The sequence below is a fragment of the Ruegeria sp. D6 genome, from assembly GCF_056534365.1.
In genome coordinates, this window is record NZ_JBQFPH010000006.1 from 36912 (window position 1) to 58787 (window position 21876).

A 21876-nucleotide genomic window follows, 5' to 3' on the forward strand; every position below is an offset into this window, starting at 1 on the left:
TCTTACGACAAGTCTTACCCGCGCTCAGATACTCATCTCGATACGCGCGCCCGGAAAACGCGATATCAGCGCGTTTGTTTTGGCACGCGGGGTTACGCATAGGGCGGTTGAGAGCCCGTCTGCCAATGCTGCCTGCGAGGCTGAGATTGATACAGCCTGATAGGGCGCACCCAACCCTTTCGGGTTCAGGATATGCCCCTGATCGCCCTGCAGCATGGTGCCTTCGGGGGCCGAGGTTGCGACGGCGCGGTCCTGCAGTGTGATCCGTTTGGCGACAGCACCGTCGGGCTTGGCCAGCCCGACGCGCCACGGCTCGCCATTGCTCCGCTGGCCAAGGGCGGCGACCTCGCCCATATCCACCAGCACATCGCGCAGATCGAAGGATCGCATCAAAGCGGCAATCCGGTCAGTGATCGCACCTTGAGCAATCCCGTTCAGGGTAATCGCCGAGCGTCCGGGTTGCGGCAGGCGGATCTCACCGGCGCTTACGTGAACCTTGTCCCAACCAATCGTCTGGCGCGCGTGTTCCACTTGCGACCCCGCCGCGCCACTGGCGAGCGCTAGCCACAGAGGCTGGATCGTCGGATCAAACACCCCGCCCGAAGCGTCGTGAAGCGTGGAACACAGGCTCAGCACCTCCAGCAGCTCAGGCGCCGGGGTGACCAGGTGGCCGATCCGGTTAAGCTGACTGATCTGCGAGTGCGTCCGGTAGAGGCTGAATATATCCTCCAGCCGATTCAGCTCTGCCTCGACCGCAGCAAAGATCGGCGCGGCCTGTGCGTCCGTCGAGCCTTCCAGCCTCAGGCTGGCGGGTGCGCCCAGCGCAATACCGCGCCATTGGGCGACGTTGCCAGCAGCGGCGGGTACGGCGGCGCAGGCGGCTGAGATTGCCAGGAAACGGCGGCGGGTCAGAAGGGTCATGCGGGGGTCTCCAGCGCGAGGTCCAGATCGACGGGGCCCAGCACTTCGGCATCGGGAATATCAGATAGTGGTAGGGCGGCGCCGCCATATTCGGCAATGAACGCCTCTGCCGCGGCGGGGTCGCCAAAGGGCACGACTTCGCGCGCACCCATGCCGCCGGCCACATCGGCGCCAACGACAAAGGTCGCGCCATCGGCTGCGATCCAGTTGGAAATCCCCGGTTGCCGCCAGCTGGGCGCGACGCTCATGTCACTGACATAGGCGGCCGTGATCTTGGCGTCACGTTCGGGGCTTTTCAGATAGGCCAGCATGTCGCGCACCTGCGCAAAGAACAAAGGCGCGGGATAGCCTTCCAGATGGATCTGCCCTTTGGGCCCGCCATGTTCCGCGATGTTCATCTGGCAGAAATAACTCAGCGCATCCGGGGTGAGATCAACCGGGTCGGGGGCCTCGGCCACCTCTTCTTTGCAGGCCGTCAACGCGACCAGAGCGATCAGGGCAAGGTATCTCATGGCTCAACTCTCCGAAATGCGAGACGCGCAAGGGCAAAGCCCAGCACCGGCCAGATCAGCAGCGAGGCAGGCGCGGCCCAAACGGGCAGAGCTTGCGCCGCCCCGGTCATGCCGGAGGCCATGGCAACGCCCTCGGTTGCGGCGATGTTCCACAAACGGAATGCGTCGGCCGGGTTGGCCACCATCACCCATGGAAAGACGGATTGGGTGAAGGTGCCGCCCTTGTCCATGACGACGGCCCCCAACAGGCCCAAATCATAGAGGACGACAAAAACCAGCCAGAGCCCGGCCGACAAACCTGCCGCCGCCGTGGCCCCCTTTGCCAGGGCGGACAGCAAGTATCCAAGCGCCAGAAAGACAGCGCCCAGCAGGATAGATGTGAGGATCAGGCGGACCAGAGCCATCAGGCTTTCCGGACCCGCGCCGCCAAAGAAGGCGGCCACTGCGCCTGCGGTGCCGAAACCGACGATCATGGCGAAGGCCAAAGCGGCCAGATGGGCGGTGAACTTGCCGAGCAGGATTTCTCCGCGCCCCGCCGGGTAGGACAGCAGCAGCGACAGGCTGCCGCGATCCACGTCGCCGGCGATGGCGTCAAAGGCGATCATCAGCGCCAGCAGCGGCGCAAGATAGACCGACAGCGTGGTCATCGAGGCCACCGAAACGGTCAGCATGTCGACGCCTAAAGTGCCCGTTGGTGCGCTGCCTGCAAAGGTCAGCGCCAAGGCGAACAGAACCATGATCAGTGTTGCGACCAGCAGCCAGCGGTTGCGACGCAGGATCAGCATTTCTGTGCGGGTGATGGCGAGGAAGCGGGTCATTGCAAATCCTCCTGTGCGTAGTGGCGATAGAGGTCTTCCAGCTTGGGCGGGGTCATTTCCACATCCGCCACAGCGTCGCCCAATCCGGCGATCCGGCGCAGCGCCTCCATCTTGTCTTCGGGTGCGCAGAGCAATTCAACGGATGCCCCATTGATCCGGTTGCCACCCAGTTCGGCGGCCAGCACATCAGGATTGGCACTGGCGCGCACCTTCAGGCGGATCGGCAGACCGGCCAGAGCCGACAGATTGTTCAGCGTGTCATCAGCGACCATCCGGCCCTTGCGCATGATGGCGATGCGATCAGTACGGGCCTCGACCTCAGTCAGCGCATGGCTGGCAATTAGAACGGCTGTGCCTTGGGCAGCCAGCTCGTCGATGATGGCATAAAGGTCCTGCCGCGAGATCGGGTCCAGCCCGCTTGTCGGCTCATCCAGCAAAGCCACTTTCGGTTGACCCAACAGCACCTGCGCCAGACCCAGACGTTGCCGCATGCCTTTGGAATAGGTACCGATCCGGCGGTCCAATGCGTCGCTGAGACCAACGCGCTCCAACAGGCCAAGCACGTCGGCCTTTGCGCCTGAAAGCTGCGCAAACAGGGTCAACTGCTCGCGCCCTGTCAAAGCGGGATGAAACGACACCGCTTCGGGCAGATAGGCCGTCTCGCGACGCGCCTGCGCGCTGCCGGGGGTGGCATCTCCGATCCGAATGGCTCCGCCATGGATCGGCGTCAGGCCGAGGATGGATTTGATCAGCGTCGACTTGCCCGCGCCGTTATGGCCCAGCAGCGCAACGCGCTGACCGGGGGCAAGAGAGAGGGTGATATCGTCAAGAACGCGGGTTTTCCCTCGGTCCTTGAGAACATGGTCGATTGACAGGGCCTTATCCGTCATGAGGCACCTTTTTCATAGCTGGGGGTTCAGGGGCTTGCATCAATGGGTTGCTGTCCATCACGCCCCCCGGCAACAACGCCGGGAAGGCCGATTGCGACCAGCGCACCAGTTGCACGGCAGGGGAGCCGAGCAACAATTTGGCTGAGGGTTGGGTCCACAGCACATGGTCCATACTGTCATTGGGGCGATAGGGGGCATCGGCAATGCCGTTGCCATCCACATCATAAGCGGCGAAATCGGACCAGTAGTTGCCGCGTCCGTCTTCGGACCACTCGACCCATTTGGTCGAGACATATTTCACCTGCGTCCGGTTTCCGATGAATGAATTGCCAACGATGCGGTTGCGCTCGCTGCCAGCGGTAAAGTGGATTCCGATGCCGCACCCCTCAAACCAGTTATCAGTGAACTCGTTCTTGTTCGAGTTATAGAGGAAGGTGCATTTCTCTTTCGCACCTTTCACAACGTTTCCGGTGATGGTGCTTTTGTTGGCGTAGTTCAGCATGACGCCATGTTCGCGGTCGCCGATCGAGACGTTATTGGCCACGGTCACATTGGTCGTGAACATCACCGCGTAGCCCAGATCATTGCCGATCGAGACGTTGTCGCTGACCACCGAATTGTCGGCATACATGTAATGCACGGCAAAACGCAGATCGCGAAACAGGTTGCCGGTGAAGGTGTTCTTCTTCGACGAGTTTACAAAGATTCCGTCGCGGCCATAGCGAATATCGTTGTCCTCAACCACCGCACCCGGCGCGTTCCAGACATAGACGCCATTGCCACGCTCGTTCATGCGCTGGTCTTGCCGCCCTTCGATCCGGTTGCGGCGCACGATGCTGTCCTTGGCACCGTGAATATCGACGCCATAGAGATTGCCCAGCAGCACGTTATCCTCAACCACCGGCGCATGGGCCGTTTTGGTCAGCTGGATACCGCTATCGATCCCGTCATGGTCCGAGCCTGAGCCGATCACCGTCAGTCCGCGCACAGTCACGCCCGGCCCGGTCACGGTGATGACGCTGCCTTGGCCTTGGCCGTCGATGGTGGCCTGTCCCAGCCCATCAATTGTGATGGGCCGGTCCAGTACCAGTCGTTCGGCATAAACGCCGGGGCTCAGGCGGAGGGTGTCCCCATCCGCCGCCTGCGCCAGTATCTCGTTGATGGCCCCTGCCCGGTTGGGCACATCCCAATCCGCCGCCCAAAGGGGCGAGCCGAGCAGGAGCGGTATGAGCAGGGACCAACGCATGGTTATGCGCTCCGCGGCTCAACGAACATCCGGCCGCGCATCTCCATGTGCAGCGCGTGGCAGAACCACTGGCAATAGAACCAGTGCACGCCCGGACGGTCGGCAATGAAGGTGACCGAGGCGGTGGCCTGCGGCGCAACCTCCATCGCGATGCCGAAGTTCGACAGACACAACCCGTGGGTCACGTCATCCACGTCATCCAGGTTGGTGACATACAACGTTACCTCGTCACCCTGTTTGACGGTGAACTTCTCAAGGCTGAACACCGGCGCGGTCGAGGTCATGTAGACCCGCACCTTGTTGCCATCGCGGATCGGCTCCTCGGCGCCCTCTTCAAGGTCCACACCATCGGCGGCAGCCTGCTGGCGCGCTTCTTCCCACATCGGATCGTTGCGATCCCAGACATTGACCGGGTTCACCTTGGACCGGTGCACGAGGATCGAGTCATGCGGTTCCGCGAAGGTCGGGCCGTCATGGACCACCTTCATCTTATCACCCGAGATATCGATCAACTGCTCGTTTTCCGGCTTCAGTGGCCCGACGTTCAGGAAGCGGTCTTTCGAGAACTTGTTCATCGAAATCAGCCACTTGCCATCAGCCTCAGCCGTTTCGCCCATCGAGGTCGAATTGTGGCCCGGCTGATAATGCACATCCACTTTGTCGAGGATTGGATCAACATCCGCACCACCGTAGGCTTCGATGGCCTTGGCGATGTCCCACTTCACCACCTGGCTGTCCAGGAAAAGGGTGGTGTAGGCGTTGCCTTTGCCATCAAACGCGGTGTGAAGCGGGCCAAGACCCAGCTGCGGTTCCGCCACAATGGCCGAGCGTGGATCGGCATTGTCGGCAAACAGCGCATCGACCTTTTCCACATCGATCACGGATACGGTCGGGGACAGCTTGCCGTTGATCATGATGTGTTTCTTGTCGGGTGCTGCGTTCACTCCGTGCGGCGAGTTCGGGATCGGGATGTAACGGGTCAGGTTACCGCCCGCCTCTTTGCGCCCGTCCACGACCTTGACGCCGTTCAGCTCCTGATAGTTGCCAGCAGCAATCGCGTCTTCGATGCCTTTCAGGTTGAACACGACCACGTGGTCCAGCTCATTCTCGGTCATCTCGGCCAGGTTCATACCCATTTCCGAGTTATACGAGGTCGAGAATGCGTATTTGCCCTGATAGTCGCAGTCAGTGTTGTCGAGGTTGCCCGACACCATCACCTGCCATGCGATCTCCATCGTATCACCATCAATGGCAGTGAAGATGTTCACATATTGCGACGGATCATCGAGGATCTCGCCATCATTGACCAGCGGGGCCTCGTGTTCGCCATTGGCGAAGATATAGCCGGTGCGCGGGTATTTCTGCGGACGCAGACCGTGGATGTCATGCGCGTTCGGGATTTCGATGATCTTGTCGCATTTCATCACGTCGCAGCGGATGCGCGCGACGCGTGTGTTGGCCTTGTCATTCATGAACAAATAGCGGCCATCATAGGTGCCATCGGTGAAGGACATGTGCGGGTGGTGCAGGTCGCCATTGTCGTAGGTGACTTTGCCATTGGCGGCCAGGTACTGCTTGGTCTCTGGCAGCAGCCCTTCGGTCAGGATCTTCAGCGACTCGTTGGTCTGGCCCCAGCCGGTGGCCGAGCAGCGGTTGAATACCGGAATGCGCATCAACTCGCGCATCGACGGCACGCCGAGGATACGCACCTCGCCGGTTTGACCCGAGGACCAGAAGCCGTAATATTCGTCCAACTCGCCGGGCTCCAGCGCGGCATTGGCGGCGGCGCTGGCCTCTTTCGCGGTCATCAGGGTGCTGCCCAGACCGGTTCCGGCCAACACGGCGCCGGTTGCAGATGCACCCAGCAGTCCGCGGCGTGTGACGTTCAGTTTCTTATCGTGTTCCGACATGATCGTTCCTCCTTTTTAGGAAACGGTTTGCGGTTTGGCGTTCGGATGGTTCGCCGGTGGTTGTCCGAGGGGGGTTTTCGGTTGAACCGACCCTGTCTTGGCCCGCCGTTTCAACTGGCGGATAACGACGGGACATTTGTCCTCGGACTGGTAGAGCACCTGACAATGCAGGCAGGTGACGCACTCGTTCGGATTGATCTCACCGGTGGGGTGGATCGCCTGAACGGGGCATTCGTTGGCGCAGGTCTGACAGGGGGTGCCGCAATCCTTGTAGCGGCGCAGCCAGTCGAACATGCGGATACGGGCAGGGATCGCCAGCGCACCACCCAAGGGGCAGAGATAGCGGCAATAGAACCGTTCGATGAACAGCCCGATCCCCAGCAGGGTCAGCGCAAAGACCACGAAGGGCCAGTCGCGCATGAACTTCAGAATGATCGCGGTCTTGAACGGCTCGACCTCGGCATAGGTTTCAGCCAGCGGGATCGAGACAAAACTGATCCCGAACAGCACGAGGAAGATCATGTATTTCGCGGGCCAGAGCCGCTCATTCAGGCCCCAGGGCAGTGTCCATTGCGGCACCTTGAAGGCCCGCGCGATCTTGTTGGTCAGTTCCTGCAGCGCGCCAAACGGGCACAGCCAGCCGCAATAAGCACCCCGACCCCAGAACAGCAGCGCGGCAGCGACAGCGAACCATTGGATGAAGACCAACGGGTCCAGCAAGAAGGCATCCCAGGAGAAGCCGGTGCGCAAGCTGCCTGCCAGCGCCATCAGGTTCACCACGCTCAGCTGCGCATTGGCGTACCAGCCGATGAAGAACAGCGTCATGGTCAGGTATCCGATGCGGAACCAATAGAAGACGCGGGCGTTCATGGTGGCGTGGAACTGGAAGAAGAATGTCGCTGTCAGCACCAAAAGCATGACGCCCAGCACCCCGATCTCAATCGTGCGATCCTTCCAGATGCGCTTCCAAAGCGCGGCCTTGGCTGCTGCCTCGCCGGTGGCGTCATCGACGACTACAGGGGCCGTAACGGGCAGCAGATACTGCTCGGGCAGTTTGTAGCCCAGATCGAAGGTCAGAAAGGTCTTCTCAACCGCGCCCACAGCCCGCTGCGCCAACAGTTGCATGCGGAAGGGCTCGGCCGGGTCGAACTCGGCCTCAGCGGGGATTTTGAAGATGTCCAACTCGGTAAAGGTGGGCGCATCCGCTGCCGCAACCTTGCCCAACCGGCGCTGTTGCTTGTCAAAGAACCGGACCGAATTGTCGCCTTGGATCAGCTGTATCCGGTCAAAGATACCGCCCCGCACATAGCCCGAGCCCTTGAAGCTGTAGGCCCCACGCCCCAGCACCAGAATGGCCTGCTCGCCTTCGTCCAGCCAGTCGACCATGTTTTGATATTCGGCCTCACCCAGCAGCGACTTGCCGATCGACGGCACGGATACCAACGCCATATGCATATCAATATAGGTGTCATCGGGTTCGCCGGGTTCAGGGCGTTTGATGGCGCGCTGATCTCCGGTGGCTTCGAACGCAGCGTTGACCTGCCCGATATCCAGCGTTAGTCGCCGGACCGAGCCGTCGCCGGACAGGGTGGTCCAGTCGTATACCGCATCCTGCGCCAGATCGACTTCACGTTTCGGCCCATCGGCCTGCAGCGGAGACAAACCGCCCAACCCCAGCGCCCGCGCCACCTTGATGCCGCCGCGCACAAGACTGTCATCAATCACCATGATCGTGACGGTGGCCCCCGAGATGATATCGAGGTCATGCCCCTCACCGCCGGTTTCAGCCTCAACCTTCAAGTCCAGACCGGCATAGCCTTCGGTCAGCTCAACCATGCGCGCGTTGGGGATGCCAATCAGAACGATGGGCTCCGAGTGTTTGACCAGTTGCACACCCGTTAGCACCGCTTGATCATCGATGGCGGCGACCACATGGATCGGTTTGCCGGAATAGCCGGTGGTGCCAACGAAGTCAGAGGTTAGGAAGGCCCAGGCAACGGTCTCGCCGGCCTTCAGAACGGGTGCAACCGGAACGTCATCGCGGACCGGCCCAATGGCATCAGCACCGGGGGCCAGATCGGCGGGTTCAATCTCGGGCAGGAAGCTGGCGAGGCTGTCGGCATGGGCACTGATCGCCATCAGGCAGGACAGGGCAAGGGCCAGCATTATGTGGATTGCGCGACTTACGACCACGGCGCACCTCCGATACTTAGGGTGGACGCCATGGACGCGCGCAGGGTGCGTTCAGCAGTTTCTTGGGTCGGGCGCGGAGGTCCCCGGGTTTCGGGCCACAGCTTATGCGACTTGTACAACATGGAAGATTTGCTGTTCTGAAGCTGTACAACACGGAAGTTTCCGATTTGCGGTATCTGCACCAGCTCGGGTGCGGGCGCTGCACTGGTGACAGCGCACAGCGCGCAATCGGCGCATTTTGGGCAGTACGCGGTCGGGTCTTCGGTGTCCTCCTCAAGATCAACTTCAACCCAGACCGCGCCGCCTTCCGAGCAGATCTCCATCCAGACACTTTCACCGGGACTCGCCAGCACCGGTCCAAAGGCCTGCAACAACAGAAGGAATATGCCTGCCAACCCACATGCCGCGCGAGTTGCGCGTACAGGGAGATTGTGCAGAGGGATCAGGGCAGGCATGGAGTCTCCGACTCGGAAAGCTATGCCTTTGGGGTATTGGATTCTACCGAGTCGCGACTTGACTTAGGTTAGGTGAAGCAAATTTCTGATTTTCTTTTCAAATCAATCGTCTGCCTCATCCATCAGGCCACGCACCCAGCGCCCTGCCAGCCATGAGGCGGGCACGCCCAAGGGGATGGACCATAAGATCGCAGGTACTGGTTCAATGGCACCAAACCCCGCGCTGTGCAGGATCAGCCCAGCCAGAAACAGGTTGATGGCCACGGTCAGAGCCGTGGCAGGATAAAGCAGGATGGCCAGCTTCCAGACCGGCCATTTGCCTTCAGTGGCTGGTGCCTTCCGAGAAGGTGATTTTGTTCCAGACATTGTACTTCCCAGACGGTTTGCGCATCGGCAGGCGGCGGACCTCTTCCAGCGTTTGCGCGTCATAGACGATCACCGCGCCGTCATCTTCCCAGATCGAAACCAGCGCGTGACTACCATCCTTGGTGAATTCTACATGCGCCACGGTCTTGCCTGGGGCGGGGCGCAAAGTTTTCACGATTTCAAGGCTTTGCTTGTCGATCACGTGTATGGCATCCTTGTTCGGGCCAAAGAACACATCGGCCCAGACGTAAGGCGAGTTCTCATGGCTGCGCATGAAAAATCCTGGCCCTTCGGTTTTGATCCGCTTGACGGTTTCCCATGTTCCCATGTCAATCACCGAGACCGTGCCATCGGTCAGATGCGGCGTAGCCATCACGGTGGTGTCGCCCTGCTGCCAGGTGATCCCCGAACCTAAGTGAGGCATCCCCGGCAGGTCCAGATCTGCGATCTTATGACCGATCACCAGATCAATCACCTGCCCGCCCTTGCCATCACGCGAGGCGCCCATAACGTATTCATAACTCTGATCGAAAAAGAAATCGTCCAGATAATCAGGCGTGGTGATCTTGCGCACGGGGAACGGGTCAGGATTCTTGAACTGCCCCTCAATGCGGAAATCGTGGCCAATACCGGATTGCGGCGGGTTGGCCCCGTAGAACACCTCCCAAATCTCGGGGACATCCTTCAGCGCCAGAACAAAGCTTTCGCGCGGTGGTGCCTGATAAACGGCGGAAACACGGCTGGGAACGCCCTTTTTGCTTTTGACTTCAATGACTTTCGCGACCGACAAGTCCTCTGTCGACAGCAGGGTTAGTGAGTTAGGTAAATAGTTCGCTACTGCCACCCATTTGCCGTCACCCGACATGGCGATGTTGCGGCTGTTCAACCCCGCACGCACGCGGCCCACCTGTTTCAGCGCCCAGATATCATATTTCTGCACCCAGCCATCGCGCGACATGATGAAGACATAGCGCCCATCGGGGCTGAACTTCGGCCCACCATGCACGGCGAACGGGGTTTCGAACCGATCCAGAACCTCGAACGTATCGCCGTCCAGCACACTGACATGATGATCGCCTGTTTCCACCACCAGCGTTATGTTCATCGGGTCGCTGTCCCAGACAGGCGCGTCAACCGATACGTACTCATCATCCAGAGTCCGGCTGGCCATGATATCGGCCTCGCCCCATTCGGGATCGGTCTCCAGCGGAGATTTCAACCATCCCGCCAGTTCCTCGATCTGCAACGCGTCCAACTCGTGCGAAAACGCAGGCATCTGGGTGGCCGTACGCCCTTCGGCAATCACCTCCGCCACGCGTGGCCCACGCATCCGTTTCAACGTCTCGGGGATCAGTGCCGGACCGACCCCACCCAGACGGTTTTCACCATGGCATGAGGCACAGAATTCGGCATAATCCGAAGGTGCATCAGCCCAAGCTGCGCCAGTCAGCAGCAGCGAGCAGAATGTGCCGATTTTCAAGGTGTCAAAAGAATTGATGCGCCGGATCATGGCTTTTCCCTCGGAACGGCGTGACCTGCAGACGCTCGCCTGCCCCCTGCACGCCGATTTCTTCGTTTGATAGATAGCAGGCCGGGTCCTCGGCCCACGGGTCGCCGGTCAGTTGCAAGGCACGGATGCGGGTGTTGCCACCGCAGACATCCTTTAACTGACAGGCCCCGCAACGCCCCTTCAAAGGACGCGGACGGGTACGCAGCATGGCGAGCATCGGGTCATCGCTGGTCCAGAGTTCCGAAAACGATTTGGTCTTCACATTGCCAACATTGTAATCGGACCAATAGGTATCGGGATGCACGCGGCCGAGGTTGTCGATATTGGCCACGCCCAAACCGCTAGAGTTGCCACCCCACGCCGCAAGATGTTCCCGCACATTGGCAGCTTTGTCATGGTCGAAATGCGACCGAACCCAGTTCAGGAAATACCCGGCATCGGCATCGTTATTGCCAGTCACGATATCCAGCGGACGGCCGCCCGAGACGGCTTCCCACGCACGTTCCAACAACAAATCCAAACCCTTACGGGTGCGCAAATGCTCGGCATCCTCGCCTCGGTTCTTGTCACCGCGCCCGGCATAGACGAGGTGAGACAGGTAGAACTTGTCGACACCCTCATCGTCGCACAGTTGCAGCAGGTCAGGCAGGTGATGTTGCGTACCTTCGGTCAGGCAGAACCGCAGGCCCACCTTGATACCGCGTTTCTTACATTCGCGTACGCCGCGCAGAGCATCGGCAAAAGCCCCTTCGACGCCCCGGAACCAGTCATTCGTGGCCCCGATCCCGTCTAGCGAAATGCCGACATAGTTGAAGCCCACGTCGGCGATCATGTCGGCGGTTTCGTCGTAAATCCGCGTACCGTTGGTCGACAGTGCCAGCATCGGCACCAGATCGCGGGCGCGTTTGGCGATGTCGAAGAAATCGAACCGGTCCAGCGGTTCCCCACCCGAGAGGATCAGGGCCGGGACGCGGAATTGGCCCAGATCCTCAAGGGTTACCATGGCTTGCTCGTGACTGAGCTCACCGGGGAACGCGACATCTGCTGAAACGGTGTAACAGTGGCGGCATTTCAGATTGCAGCGCCGCGTCAAGTTCCAGATCACTACCGGCTTCACCGGGCCGGGACGGCGTCTGCGCACCGGTGTCGGTTTGACGAGCTGCTGCATGTATTCGGTCAGGCGGAACATGTCTCAGCCTTTCTTTTTCAACCGCAGCCCTGTCTTCTTCAGGATGCGCGTGGAATAGAGGATGTCCTTGGCCCGGCAGGCATCGCCCAGAATTGCGAAGATCTCGGCGCGTTTTTTCTCGACTTCGTCCCGGTCAGAACCGTGAACCATGGCGAACAGGTTATAGGGCCAATCGGGCAGGGCGCGGGGACGTTCGTAGCAGTGGGTGACAAAGGGCAGCGCCCCGATCTGAGTGCCCAATTCCGCAATCTGGCTGTCGTCTACATCCCAAACAGTCATCCCGTTTGCCGTCATCCCCAGCTTGTAGTGGTTCGGAGCGGCGGCGATACGGCGGATAACACCATGGGATTTCAGCTCTGCCAGACGATACAAAAGGGCATCCTCGTCCAACCCAAGCTTTTCGGCAACGGCTGCATAAGGCGCTGGCACAAGCGGCAGGCCGCTTTGCAGCGCTTCGATTATTTCTCTGTCCTGAACGTCGATCATGCTGCCACCCGGAAGCCGATGAAAAATTCCTGTAGTTTGGGGAAACGGAGAACTTCGATCCCCGTTTCCCGTTCGATCGCATCAGCGGCGGCCTCGATCCCTTCAGGCGTTTCGGTAGCCAGCACGAACCACATGTTCAGCCGGTGCGTACGCTCATAATTATGGGCAACCTCGGCGTGCGCATTGACTTTGGTCAGGACGGTGTCGAATTCATCCTCTGGCACGGCCATGGCGCACAGGCAGAACGCTCCACCCATTGCAGCGGCGTCGAAAAACGGGCCGAAACGTGTGATGATCCGCTGCTCTTTCATTCGTGCGAGACGGGTTAGGAGTTCGTCTTCGGGAATCCCAAGTTCCTGGGCTACACTGGCAAAGGGATGCGCGGTCAGCGGCAGGTCATCCTGCATCCGGTTCAGGATTACGCGGTCGGTCGCGTCCATAGTCATGCGGCTGCCTCTTTCGGTTGGATCAACGCGCCGGTCTGTTTGAAACAACGGGTCGAAAACAGCACTTTGTTCCGTGCGCCTGCCAGTTCGGGCAGAGCGGCGGCTGCGGCCAGAACCTCCATCGCTTCGGGGCGCGAGCGTGCATGGATCATGGAATAGAGGCGATAGGGCCAGACATCCTTGACCGGGTTGCGCTCATAGCAAAGCGTCACGCCGGGATAGGCCGCCAGCGCCGGTCCAGCCGTGTCCACCTGTTCGGGCGGCATGTCCCAAACAACCATCGCATTGGCTGACCAGCCGAGCGCCCGGTGGCGCACGATAACCCCGAGACGAGAGATTATGCCTGCTGTTTGCAGCGCTTCGATACGCCCCATTACGTCGGAATCATCTCTGCCCAGCGTTTGTGCCAAGGCGGCATAAGGAATCTCTGTCAGGGTCAGGCCCGAGCTGAGCGCCTGCAGCAACTCGCGATCTCCGGGCTGCATGGCTGAGCGATCCACCTTACGAAGGCCAGGAACATTGCGTGTTTTTCCCGACATACGAAAGCCCAAATCGACGTTGAATGGACGTACGAGGCGCAGGTCCAGAACCCGCAGTCCGGAACGCTGCGATATCCGTGCAAGGGTGTCATCGACATGGGTGCGATCCGGGCCGGTTGCGACGAACCAGAGGTTCCAGTCATCCTCCCGCTGGTAGTTGTGGTTCACGCCCGGTTCGGCGTCGATCAGGGCTGCAATCTCTTCCAACCGATGTTCGGGGGCCGCAACAGCGGCCAAGGTGCTGGCCGAAACCGCGCCCGGAGCGATGGTGGCACCCACGCGTGTAATCCGCCCGGTGGCCTGCATGCGAGTTAGGCGATCAATCACCTCGGCTTCGTCCAGCCCTAGCAAAGACGCCAACACCTGAAACGGACGCTCTGTTATCGGAAAGTCGCGCTGAAACTCGTCCAGCAAACGGCGGTCGATGGGATCGGTGATGTGTTGCATGTCAAAGCCCCATTCTGTGCGCCCGAGCGGTGAAGAAGATGCCGGATGGGCTGTCGGCGTCGATCTCGCGCAGTTTTTCAAACGTTTGCGTGTCGTAGACCATAACCTTGTTGGCGTCGCGCACGCTGATCCAGACCTCATGCCCTCGCGGAGTGAACTCCATATGCAGTACGGCAGGGCCGGGTTTGAATTCGTGAATGATCTCCTTGGTCACAGAATCAATAACCTGAATGGTGTCGTTCAGAGGGTGGGCAAAGTTCACCCAAACCTGCCGCCCGTCAGGACGCGCCATGGCAAAGACTGGCTGACCATAGGTTTTGGTGCGCCCGGTCTCGGTCAGTGATTCAGCATCGATCCACAGCACCTCGTGATGGCCGACGGCAGGCAGTACGAACTCGCGCCCGGTCAGCGCCCAGCCTTCGAGGTGAGGCATCTTGTAGACCGGCATCTCCTCTTGCCCGCGCCCATAGTTGGGCAGCACTCGGATGGGTTCGGGCGTCTCGGCCCAAAGGTCCAGCGCGGTCAGGCCATCTTCGCCAAACAAGCCGGTGATATAGGTGCGGCCATTGGCGGTGATCAGCGCGTCATATGGGTTCTTGCCCATTTCGAGGATCTTGGTGATCGCGGGTGCGCCGTTGGAGAAATCAGCAATCCAGGTCTCGCCCGTGTCCCACATGGTAAAAACAAACCGGCGGCCGGGTGCATCGACCAATCCGATGGTTTTGCTGTCGGTAGGAATGTCCGCGACCATCTCCAGCGTGTCCGCATCGAAGACGCGCACACCGCCAGGTTCATAATTCGATACAGCGACCAGCTCGCCGTCATCCGAAATGGCACCGCCAATGGCGTTGCCCGCCTGCACGACCCGGTTCACGATCTGGCGGGTGACGATATCCACCTTAGTCAGGCCGCCGTCTCGTCCAAATACATAGGCAAAGCGTTCATCGGGTGAATAGACCAGCGAGGCATGGGACAGATCGCCCAGACCTTCGATCCGCGCCAGCGCTGCGCGGTCGGATTGGTCCACCAGAAGAACCGAGCCCTTGGCGCGTTCGATCACAAGTCCTAGGTCGCCGGTCGCCGTGGGTTCAGCCTGGGCGGTGGTCATCATAAGGGTGGCGGCGAGGGTAAGGATGAGCTGTTTCATTGTGCCTCCTGTGCCAGCAGGTAACGGGCGATCCATTCGGCCTCTTCTTCGCTGATCAAGGGCCGCCATGGGGGCATCGCGGTGTCGGGGATGCCGTCGAGGATCACGCCGGTCAGTACCTCGGCATCGTAGTGTTCCAGTGTTTTGGACCGCAGATCGGGGCCGAGGCCGCCTTTCAGCGATAACCCATGGCATGAGCCGCAATCCTGATGGACAAGGCGTTTCAGTGCGTTGGGGTCAAGTGTGTCAGCAGCGAAGGCCGTGGTGGCAACAAGCACTGCGGAAGTGAGAACAGCACGTGCCGCCCATCCTTTGCGTCCTCTCACAGCCGGTTGCTGTGCCGGCCTTCTGGAACCGAACTTAGCCATGCGCCTGCTCCAAAAGGTCGGCCAAAGGCCGTTCTGCGTAAAGTGAAACTACCTTGCCGATGATGAACAGCGTGGGCGCCTTTAGCCCGGCCTTGCGCACATCAGCGGCCAGCCGATCCAGCCGGGATACCATCCGGCGCTCATCAGGTGTGGTCGCTTTGCCAACCGCCAAAACCGGAGTTGAGCCGGGCAGGTTCTCGGTCATCAGTCCCATGGCGATCTGGCCGATATTGGCGACGCCCATATAGACGACTAAGGTCGAGTCCGGGTCGGCCAGACGTTTCCAATCCAGATCCAGCACCTTGTCGGCCTGTCGGTGCCCGGTGACATATTGCACCGATGTCGCCAACCCGCGATGGGTCAGCGGCACGCCTGTCGAACAGGATGCCCCCTGCGCTGCGGTAATGCCTGGCGCGTATTCGACTGGGATTCCGTTTGCCATCAGGTGCGCGGCCTCTTCCGAGCCGCGTCCGAAGATCATCGGGTCACCCCCCTTGAGGCGAGCAACGGTGTGACCGGCGCTGGCTTCCTCGACGAGGATTTCGTTGATGCGATCCTGCGGCACGGTATGACACTTGGGGGCCTTCCCAACCGGGATCAGCCGTGCGCCATCAGCGTGCAGATTGAGGATATCGGCCGAGACCAGACGGTCATAGACCACCACGTCCGCCTCTTGCAGCATCCGCAGCGCACGCAGGGTCATCAGTTCGGGGTCACCGGGGCCTGCGCCAATCAGAAAAACCTTACCGCTCATGTGCAAACTCGCTTGGTCTGAATGTCTTCGGAGCCCGGAATTCCTGCGCGATCAGGGGACGTTGCTGGGTGAGCCGGGCGTGTCATGCGGCCAGACTGGCGTAATCGGAAAGGAACCTCCTTGACTAAAGTTAAGGAGCGCGGGAATTGCCCCGCGCTCCTTTCGGCTTGCCTGTATGATTGCCTCGGCTCAGGGTTCGACGGTGATCATGCCGATCATGTTCTGTGTCTCCCAATGTGGGCCACACAGATAGTCCTGTGGACCCGGGGTGAGGAAGGTCAGGTCAACCGTCTCCTCAGGAAACAAACGGTCGCTTTCGGGCTCGCTGCCGTCTTTCAGCAGGACCGAGTGACTGGTGCGCTTATCGACATTCACCCAGCGCACGGTTGTGCCCGGTTTCACGGTTAGCTCGGCTGGGCAGAACGTGTATTTGTACATCAGCACCACATCGGCATCCTCAACGGCGGAGGAGGGCTGGTCGAACAGCTCGACATAGCGCTCTTCGGCTTCGGCACAAAGCGCGGCGGTGTCCTCTGCCCATGCGGGCGCGGCCAGAAGCAGCAGCGCAGGGAGAAGGTGTTTGGGTTTCATTGTCCAAGTCTCCTCTTTTAAGCGGAAGGGGCCGGATCGCCCGGCCCCTCTTCCTTATTGTTTGACGACGTTGATAAAGGCGTTGTCGTCGTCCAATGCCAGGCTGGTATCCAGCGTCACGTGGTGGAACCGTGCGGCGGCAAAGTCATCGTGGATGGCAAAGCCCACCGTATAGGTCTGACCGGCCTCCAGCGGCACGTCACCAGCTGCGCCCGAGTTCAATGGGCGCGTGAAGACCACGGTCCACATACCTGCATCAAGGCTGGCCGAGGCGGCGATCTCACCGTCATTGACCACGCGCTGTTCCAGCAGATAGCCGTTGGTGGCGCTGCCGTCCGCGTAGACGCGCATCAGATCCAGATAGGTGCCATCGGCCAAATACTGCTCGATCTGATCGGCGGCCTGCAGCTTGTCCCAGCCACCCAGCGCCTTACCGCGGCGGCCTTTGATCTCGACCTCGGTGCGGCTTTCGCTGATGTATTTGGTCACAGTGTCCTGCGTGCTCAGCCGACCCGAGACATCGCCATTTGCGGCAATCGCCTCGGCACCCGGGTCAAAGGGCATGTAGCTGTTGTCTGCATGGCACGAGGCCCAGCAGCCGACCTGATCGCCCAGCTCAATCCCAGTGCCGGTGATCATCATGGCCACCTTGATCTGGTTGTCCGGGTCCATCTTGCCGCCATCGACAAAGGGGGCGGGGTTGTGGCCCGCATCCGGCCATTGCAGACGGATATAGAGGGTCTCATCATCATGCGCGGCTTGAACGGTGGCGTCTATCACGCCGCGTTTGCCCGGGATCGGGGTTGGTTCCAGATCCCCACCGGCCACGATCTTGTTGCCGATCGCGTCCAGTTCGGCAGCGTGACAGGTGGTGCACTTGTCTCCGCCCTTGGTCAAAGGACGTGCTCCGCCGTGGGATCTGCCGTTCTGAACCCATTCAAACGAGGCCTGACCAGGATAGAACAGTTTCATATCTGCACCGGGGACAGCGGCCCAATCGATATTTGTGCCAACATCGCTGCCGCCACCTGCCGGGGCTGCGGCATCTTCGCCAGAAGCTTTGGCACGCTCTTCCGCGACGGCTGCGTCAACCGCTGCTGCGATCTGGGCCTGTACGGCCTCTTGCTGGGCTACACGCGCGGCTTTCTCAGCCTCGGCATCGGCAGCTTCCTTGGCTTCGATGCGTTCGAGACTTGCCAGGTATTCGGCCGGGATTTCGCGAATGAAATCTGGGTTCGGCGCTTCAAGCTTTTCCAGATACTCTTCGTCGGCCCGGTCGCGGGCGTCCGAGTGCGCAATCCCCTTGTGGCAGTCAATACAGGTCTGACCGACAGTCATCGCGTTTAGGTGCTGCTGACGGGCGCGGGGTTTCTGGAACTCGGGCATCATCGACTCGAAGTCATGGCAGTTGCGGCACTCGCGCGAGTCCGTGGATTTCATCCGCTCCCATTCATTCATAGCCAGATGCACGCGCTTGGCTTCGAATTTCTCGCGCGTGTTTATGGTGCCGACCACCTTGCCATACAGCTCTTTGGACGCCTTGATCTTGCGGATGATCTTGTGAGTCCAATCCTTGGGCACGTGACAGTCGGAACAGACCGCGCCTACGCCCGAACGGTTCACGTCGTGGATTGTGCCGGTGTATTCTTCGTAAACGAAGTCTCGCATCTCGTGGCACGAGACGCAGAATTCCTTGGTGTTGGTAGCTTCCATAGCGGTGTTGAACCCGCCCCAGAAGATGATGCCGGCGGCAAAGGCCGCAGCGATCCCGGCCACGGGCATTCCCCACAGGAAATATCGGCGCCAGATTGGTTTTTTCTTTTCCGGTTCGGAGGTCATATCCGGTCTCCGTTTTGGCTTCTTTTGCTGGCCCTGGATGTCAGGCCTGTGGATTTGGCTGATGAGTCAAACGAGGAAAGGGCGGGCGAGGGGCCCGCCCTTTCCGGTGCTGAGTACAAAACCCGTCAGGTGACGTGGTTCGAACGGTTGTAGACGTTGAACTTGCCGGTGGGTGCAAACAGTCCCTTCACGCGGCCGATCTCTTCCAGCGTCTTGGCGTCGAAGATCACGATCTCTCCATTTGGCTCTTTCGAGGTCGAGCGGTTCCACTTGGACACCCAAACCTCGGATCCGTCTTGGTTGAACTCGAAGTGAACGGCGACGTTGCCTTCCTCTTCTGTGATCTGGATCGTTTTCACGATCTCACCGGTTGCCTTGTCGATGACCTGCACCGATTGCTGGATCTCAGGCTCGGGGTGCTTGGTTTGGTCGGCCCAGATGTAGTCCGAGTTCGGATGGGTCCGGATGAACAGACCGGGTCCGTCGGTTTCCACCTCGTAGCAGACTTTCCAGGCATCGTCCGGGCGGCCTTCGGGGTCGTTGCCCCAAACGGTAACCGTGCCTTCGCCCAAGTGGGTCGTACCGGCAACAGGACCGCAATTCGGGTCATCCCAGTTGGCGCCCGGGCCGGGGTGCGGCAGCGGCGCGGTATCGATCATAGCTTCCAGCTTGTGAGTCTCGGTATCGACCACGACCATCTTGTTCGACGCGTTTGCGGCGATCTGGAAATAACGGCCGGTCGGATCAAAGAACCCGTCATGCAGGAACTTGGCGCTGTCGATCTTGTCGATCCGCAGGTTGTCCAGATCGGAGTAGTCCACCTGCCAAAGCTGACCGAGCTCCTTGACGGCGACGATCCATGTGGGCTCGTTCGGGGTGGTGTAGATGGCGGCCACACGGGCCTCTTCTACATAATCCCCGTCCACGTTGTAGCCACGGGTCGAGACAACCTTTTTCGGCTCCATGGTTTCGGCGTCGACGATGGCGAAATGAGGGGGCCAATAGGCGCCACCGATGACGTATTTACCGTCACCCGATACCGCCACGTCGCGAGCGTCATAACCAATGGTAACCTCGGCAACCAGCATGTTCTCGGGGTTCTGCCACAGGTCGATCTTGGTCATCTTCCCGTCGCGGCCCATGGTGTACCAGAAGCGGCCTGGGTTTTCCGGTTCTTCCAATTTGTGGTGTTCCGAGGCTTTCAGAACGTGCACCGCATAACCGGTCGGGATATGCGCCAGCACTTCCTTGGTGTCACCATCAATCACGGCCACCTTGCCCACGTCACGTTCGATGACGACAAAGAAGTTTTCCCAGTTGCGGCCATGCAGAGGTTCGGTCGGGTAGTCTTCGGGTTCGACATAGACCTTGCGGGTCGCCATCATCTGCTCAAGCGACATTTCTGGCGGTTGGGGTGGCTCCATCTGGATGTAGGTCGCCATATCGCGGATTTCTTCTTCGGACATCACGTCCGAGAAGTTGTTCATCCCGCCTTCGGTGCCCCATGCGATGATTTTTTCCAGCCGCTCCTGCCCCAGTTTCAGGGTGCCCGACTCGGTTACGGTACCATCGTCATTCTTCGTTTCAACCAGCGGCTCAAGGCTTTTGCCGGTTGCCCCTTTGCGCAACACACCGTGACAACCGGCGCAGCGTTCAAAGTAAAGTTGTTTTGATGATTCAAAGGCTTCCTTGCTCAGGGTTGGCTCTTCGGCAAAGACTGGCGCAGCGACGCTGCCCAGCAACATTGCCAAACCGACCCCTAAGGCGCGGCCAGTTCTGTTGTAGCTGATTCCAAGTGACATGATCACTCTCCATTTGCTGGTGAGGCAGGTCCTAGGGTGAAACATCACGCGTTTGTCATCCTTGACGAAAGTCAACGGAGCGCGCGCAAATTGGAAATTGACGGGCTATAATGAGCCATAAAACAAAGGGAAAACCTGAGTTTCAGGGACATGTTTTTCGGATGCTTGATTTCGGTTAAGTCCATCACTGGTCGGCCTTGCTAAACCTGTTCCAACAGCCATTGAGGCCGAGGAGAACAGGCATGTCGGCAGTGATCGCGCGCGTATTGGGCGAGGGGTTTCGCATCTTTTTCCTGTCCGCCGGACTTTTTGGTCTGTTCGCGGGAGGCGCGTGGGGTTTTTGGTTGATGACGCAGACCGGGTTGGTCGGATACGAAGACCCAACCTATTCCATGAGTCCCCCAATGTGGCACGCGCATGAGATGATCTTTGGCTATGCCACAGCAGCTCTGGGCGGGTTCTTTCTGACGGCTGTTCCCAACTGGACCGGGACCCCAGAGGCGCGCGCCAGGTTCATCATGCTGGCCGCAGGTCTCTGGTTGGCCGGGCGGGTAGCGATGTGGTTCTCCGGTGCGCTGCCGCCTGTTCTGGTCGCTGTGTTCGATCTGGTCTTTGTTCCAATTCTGGCGGCAAAGATTGCTACTCAGCTGATCCGACGCCCCAAACCGCAGAACATGGTATTCCTTTTGCTGCTCAGTGCGATCTGGATTGCCAACTTGTTAACCCATTTAGAGTGGATCGGTGTGACCAGCGATACGCTGGACATCGGATTGCGGGCGGGGTTGCTGACGCTCTGTAGCCTAATCGCGATACTTGGCGGGCGCATTACGCCAGCTTTCACCCGAAATGCGATGAAACGCGCGGGAGAGCCCGAATCCAACTGGCCTATTTCGGTAGGAGCGTTTGATAAAGCCGCCATGGGGCTTGCACTGTCACTGCCGCTGAGCGTACTCGTCTTTGGAATCGCACCTGTATCAGGCGCTATCGCGCTAATGCTTGGCGTTGCTCAGATCCTGCGCATGGCACGTTGGCGCGCACGCTGGGCACTGCGGCAGCCGATCCTGATCGCGTTGCATCTGGGGCTGGGCATGCTGGCGCTGGGCCTGATCCTGTGGGGGCTGGCTGTGCAGGGGTTCGGCAGCGAGATCGGGGCGCTGCATGTTCTGGGCATTGGTTGCGTCGGCGGCATGACCCTTGCCGTGATGAGTCGGGCCGCCCTCGGCCATAGTGGCCGTGCCCTCGTGGCCCCGCCACCCATGGCGATCGCTTACGGTTTGATGGCGGCAGCCGCAGTTTTGCGCTGGGTCGGGTCGGCGTTTGGCCAGGGATATCTGGTTGCGATGCTGGCCTCAGATGGGCTGTGGATATGCGCCATCGTCTTGTATCTGGTGGCGATGTGGCCCGCGTTGACCGGGCCACGTCTAGCGGCCTGAGCAACGGTTCTTAG

Annotated in this window: 21 protein-coding genes; 1 reads left to right on the forward strand and 20 read right to left on the reverse strand. The window is 59.9% G+C overall.

All coding sequences use genetic code 11. The features are described from left to right. Positions 1 to 24 precede the first annotated feature (24 nt). From ACR0A1_RS18005 to ACR0A1_RS18100, 20 genes are all read right to left on the reverse strand, one after another. Positions 25 to 921 (reverse strand): FAD:protein FMN transferase, encoded by an 897-nt coding sequence (locus ACR0A1_RS18005; RefSeq protein WP_480868664.1) that lies wholly within the window; start codon positions 919 to 921, stop codon positions 25 to 27. Continuing rightward, positions 918 to 1433: a nitrous oxide reductase accessory protein NosL gene (locus tag ACR0A1_RS18010; RefSeq protein WP_170595018.1), complete on the reverse strand. Its 516-nt coding sequence runs from the start codon at positions 1431 to 1433 to the stop codon at positions 918 to 920. Before ACR0A1_RS18010 ends, ACR0A1_RS18005 begins: the two co-directional genes overlap by 4 nt. Beyond that, positions 1430 to 2251 (reverse strand): ABC transporter permease, encoded by an 822-nt coding sequence (locus ACR0A1_RS18015; protein ID WP_480868667.1) that lies wholly within the window; start codon positions 2249 to 2251, stop codon positions 1430 to 1432. The genes ACR0A1_RS18010 and ACR0A1_RS18015 overlap by 4 nt, the downstream gene beginning before the upstream one ends. Further along, on the reverse strand, positions 2248 to 3141 hold the full coding sequence (locus tag ACR0A1_RS18020) for an ABC transporter ATP-binding protein (protein WP_170398101.1): 894 nt from the start codon (positions 3139 to 3141) through the stop codon (positions 2248 to 2250). Before ACR0A1_RS18020 ends, ACR0A1_RS18015 begins: the two co-directional genes overlap by 4 nt. After that, positions 3131 to 4387 (reverse strand): nitrous oxide reductase family maturation protein NosD, encoded by a 1257-nt coding sequence (locus tag ACR0A1_RS18025; protein WP_170466503.1) that lies wholly within the window; start codon positions 4385 to 4387, stop codon positions 3131 to 3133. The genes ACR0A1_RS18020 and ACR0A1_RS18025 overlap by 11 nt, the downstream gene beginning before the upstream one ends. A 2-nt stretch (positions 4388 to 4389) precedes the next feature. Then, the gene (nosZ, locus tag ACR0A1_RS18030) at positions 4390 to 6297 is read right to left on the reverse strand and encodes a TAT-dependent nitrous-oxide reductase (RefSeq protein ID WP_170466506.1); all 1908 of its coding nucleotides are present in this window, start codon (positions 6295 to 6297) and stop codon (positions 4390 to 4392) included. Positions 6298 to 6312: 15 nt separating this feature from the next. Next, positions 6313 to 8463, reverse strand: coding sequence for a 4Fe-4S binding protein (locus ACR0A1_RS18035; RefSeq protein ID WP_480868768.1), 2151 nt, complete (start codon positions 8461 to 8463; stop codon positions 6313 to 6315). A gap of 17 nt (positions 8464 to 8480) precedes the next feature. Next, positions 8481 to 8945 carry a DUF2946 family protein gene (locus ACR0A1_RS18040; RefSeq protein WP_170398112.1) on the reverse strand — a complete coding sequence of 155 codons (465 nt, stop codon included), beginning with the start codon at positions 8943 to 8945 and terminating at the stop codon, positions 8481 to 8483. 102 nt (positions 8946 to 9047) lie between these two features. After that, the gene (locus ACR0A1_RS18045) at positions 9048 to 9311 is read right to left on the reverse strand and encodes a hypothetical protein (RefSeq protein ID WP_170398115.1); all 264 of its coding nucleotides are present in this window, start codon (positions 9309 to 9311) and stop codon (positions 9048 to 9050) included. Further along, a complete protein-coding gene (locus tag ACR0A1_RS18050; protein WP_480868669.1) occupies positions 9268 to 10821 on the reverse strand; it encodes a cytochrome D1 domain-containing protein in 1554 nt (517 codons plus the stop codon). Before ACR0A1_RS18050 ends, ACR0A1_RS18045 begins: the two co-directional genes overlap by 44 nt. Next, positions 10796 to 12010 carry a heme d1 biosynthesis radical SAM protein NirJ gene (gene nirJ / locus ACR0A1_RS18055; protein ID WP_480868671.1) on the reverse strand — a complete coding sequence of 405 codons (1215 nt, stop codon included), beginning with the start codon at positions 12008 to 12010 and terminating at the stop codon, positions 10796 to 10798. The genes ACR0A1_RS18050 and nirJ overlap by 26 nt, the downstream gene beginning before the upstream one ends. A gap of 3 nt (positions 12011 to 12013) precedes the next feature. Beyond that, positions 12014 to 12496: a siroheme decarboxylase subunit beta gene (gene ahbB / locus ACR0A1_RS18060; RefSeq protein WP_170513573.1), complete on the reverse strand. Its 483-nt coding sequence runs from the start codon at positions 12494 to 12496 to the stop codon at positions 12014 to 12016. Continuing rightward, a complete protein-coding gene (locus ACR0A1_RS18065; RefSeq protein ID WP_170648296.1) occupies positions 12493 to 12942 on the reverse strand; it encodes an AsnC family transcriptional regulator in 450 nt (149 codons plus the stop codon). Before ACR0A1_RS18065 ends, ahbB (ACR0A1_RS18060) begins: the two co-directional genes overlap by 4 nt. Continuing rightward, on the reverse strand, positions 12939 to 13928 hold the full coding sequence (gene ahbB / locus ACR0A1_RS18070) for a siroheme decarboxylase subunit beta (RefSeq protein WP_170398130.1): 990 nt from the start codon (positions 13926 to 13928) through the stop codon (positions 12939 to 12941). The genes ACR0A1_RS18065 and ahbB (ACR0A1_RS18070) overlap by 4 nt, the downstream gene beginning before the upstream one ends. A gap of 1 nt (position 13929) precedes the next feature. Continuing rightward, the gene (locus ACR0A1_RS18075) at positions 13930 to 15075 is read right to left on the reverse strand and encodes a cytochrome D1 domain-containing protein (RefSeq protein WP_480868673.1); all 1146 of its coding nucleotides are present in this window, start codon (positions 15073 to 15075) and stop codon (positions 13930 to 13932) included. Next, positions 15072 to 15443, reverse strand: coding sequence for a c-type cytochrome (locus ACR0A1_RS18080; protein WP_170566648.1), 372 nt, complete (start codon positions 15441 to 15443; stop codon positions 15072 to 15074). Before ACR0A1_RS18080 ends, ACR0A1_RS18075 begins: the two co-directional genes overlap by 4 nt. Next, positions 15436 to 16197 carry a uroporphyrinogen-III C-methyltransferase gene (gene cobA / locus ACR0A1_RS18085; protein ID WP_170566650.1) on the reverse strand — a complete coding sequence of 254 codons (762 nt, stop codon included), beginning with the start codon at positions 16195 to 16197 and terminating at the stop codon, positions 15436 to 15438. Before cobA ends, ACR0A1_RS18080 begins: the two co-directional genes overlap by 8 nt. 189 nt (positions 16198 to 16386) lie before the next feature. Continuing rightward, complete coding sequence (locus ACR0A1_RS18090) at positions 16387 to 16788, reverse strand: plastocyanin/azurin family copper-binding protein (RefSeq protein WP_170733819.1); 402 nt, start codon at positions 16786 to 16788, stop codon at positions 16387 to 16389. Between the two features lie 54 nt (positions 16789 to 16842). Then, positions 16843 to 18627 carry a NapC/NirT family cytochrome c gene (locus tag ACR0A1_RS18095; protein ID WP_170398143.1) on the reverse strand — a complete coding sequence of 595 codons (1785 nt, stop codon included), beginning with the start codon at positions 18625 to 18627 and terminating at the stop codon, positions 16843 to 16845. A 125-nt stretch (positions 18628 to 18752) separates the two neighbouring features. Then, complete coding sequence (locus ACR0A1_RS18100; protein WP_170398146.1) at positions 18753 to 20429, reverse strand: cytochrome D1 domain-containing protein; 1677 nt, start codon at positions 20427 to 20429, stop codon at positions 18753 to 18755. A 242-nt stretch (positions 20430 to 20671) separates the two neighbouring features. Between ACR0A1_RS18100 and ACR0A1_RS18105 the strand changes: the two genes are divergently transcribed. After that, positions 20672 to 21862 carry an NnrS family protein gene (locus ACR0A1_RS18105; protein WP_170398149.1) on the forward strand — a complete coding sequence of 397 codons (1191 nt, stop codon included), beginning with the start codon at positions 20672 to 20674 and terminating at the stop codon, positions 21860 to 21862. The last annotated feature ends 14 nt before the right edge of the window (positions 21863 to 21876 follow it).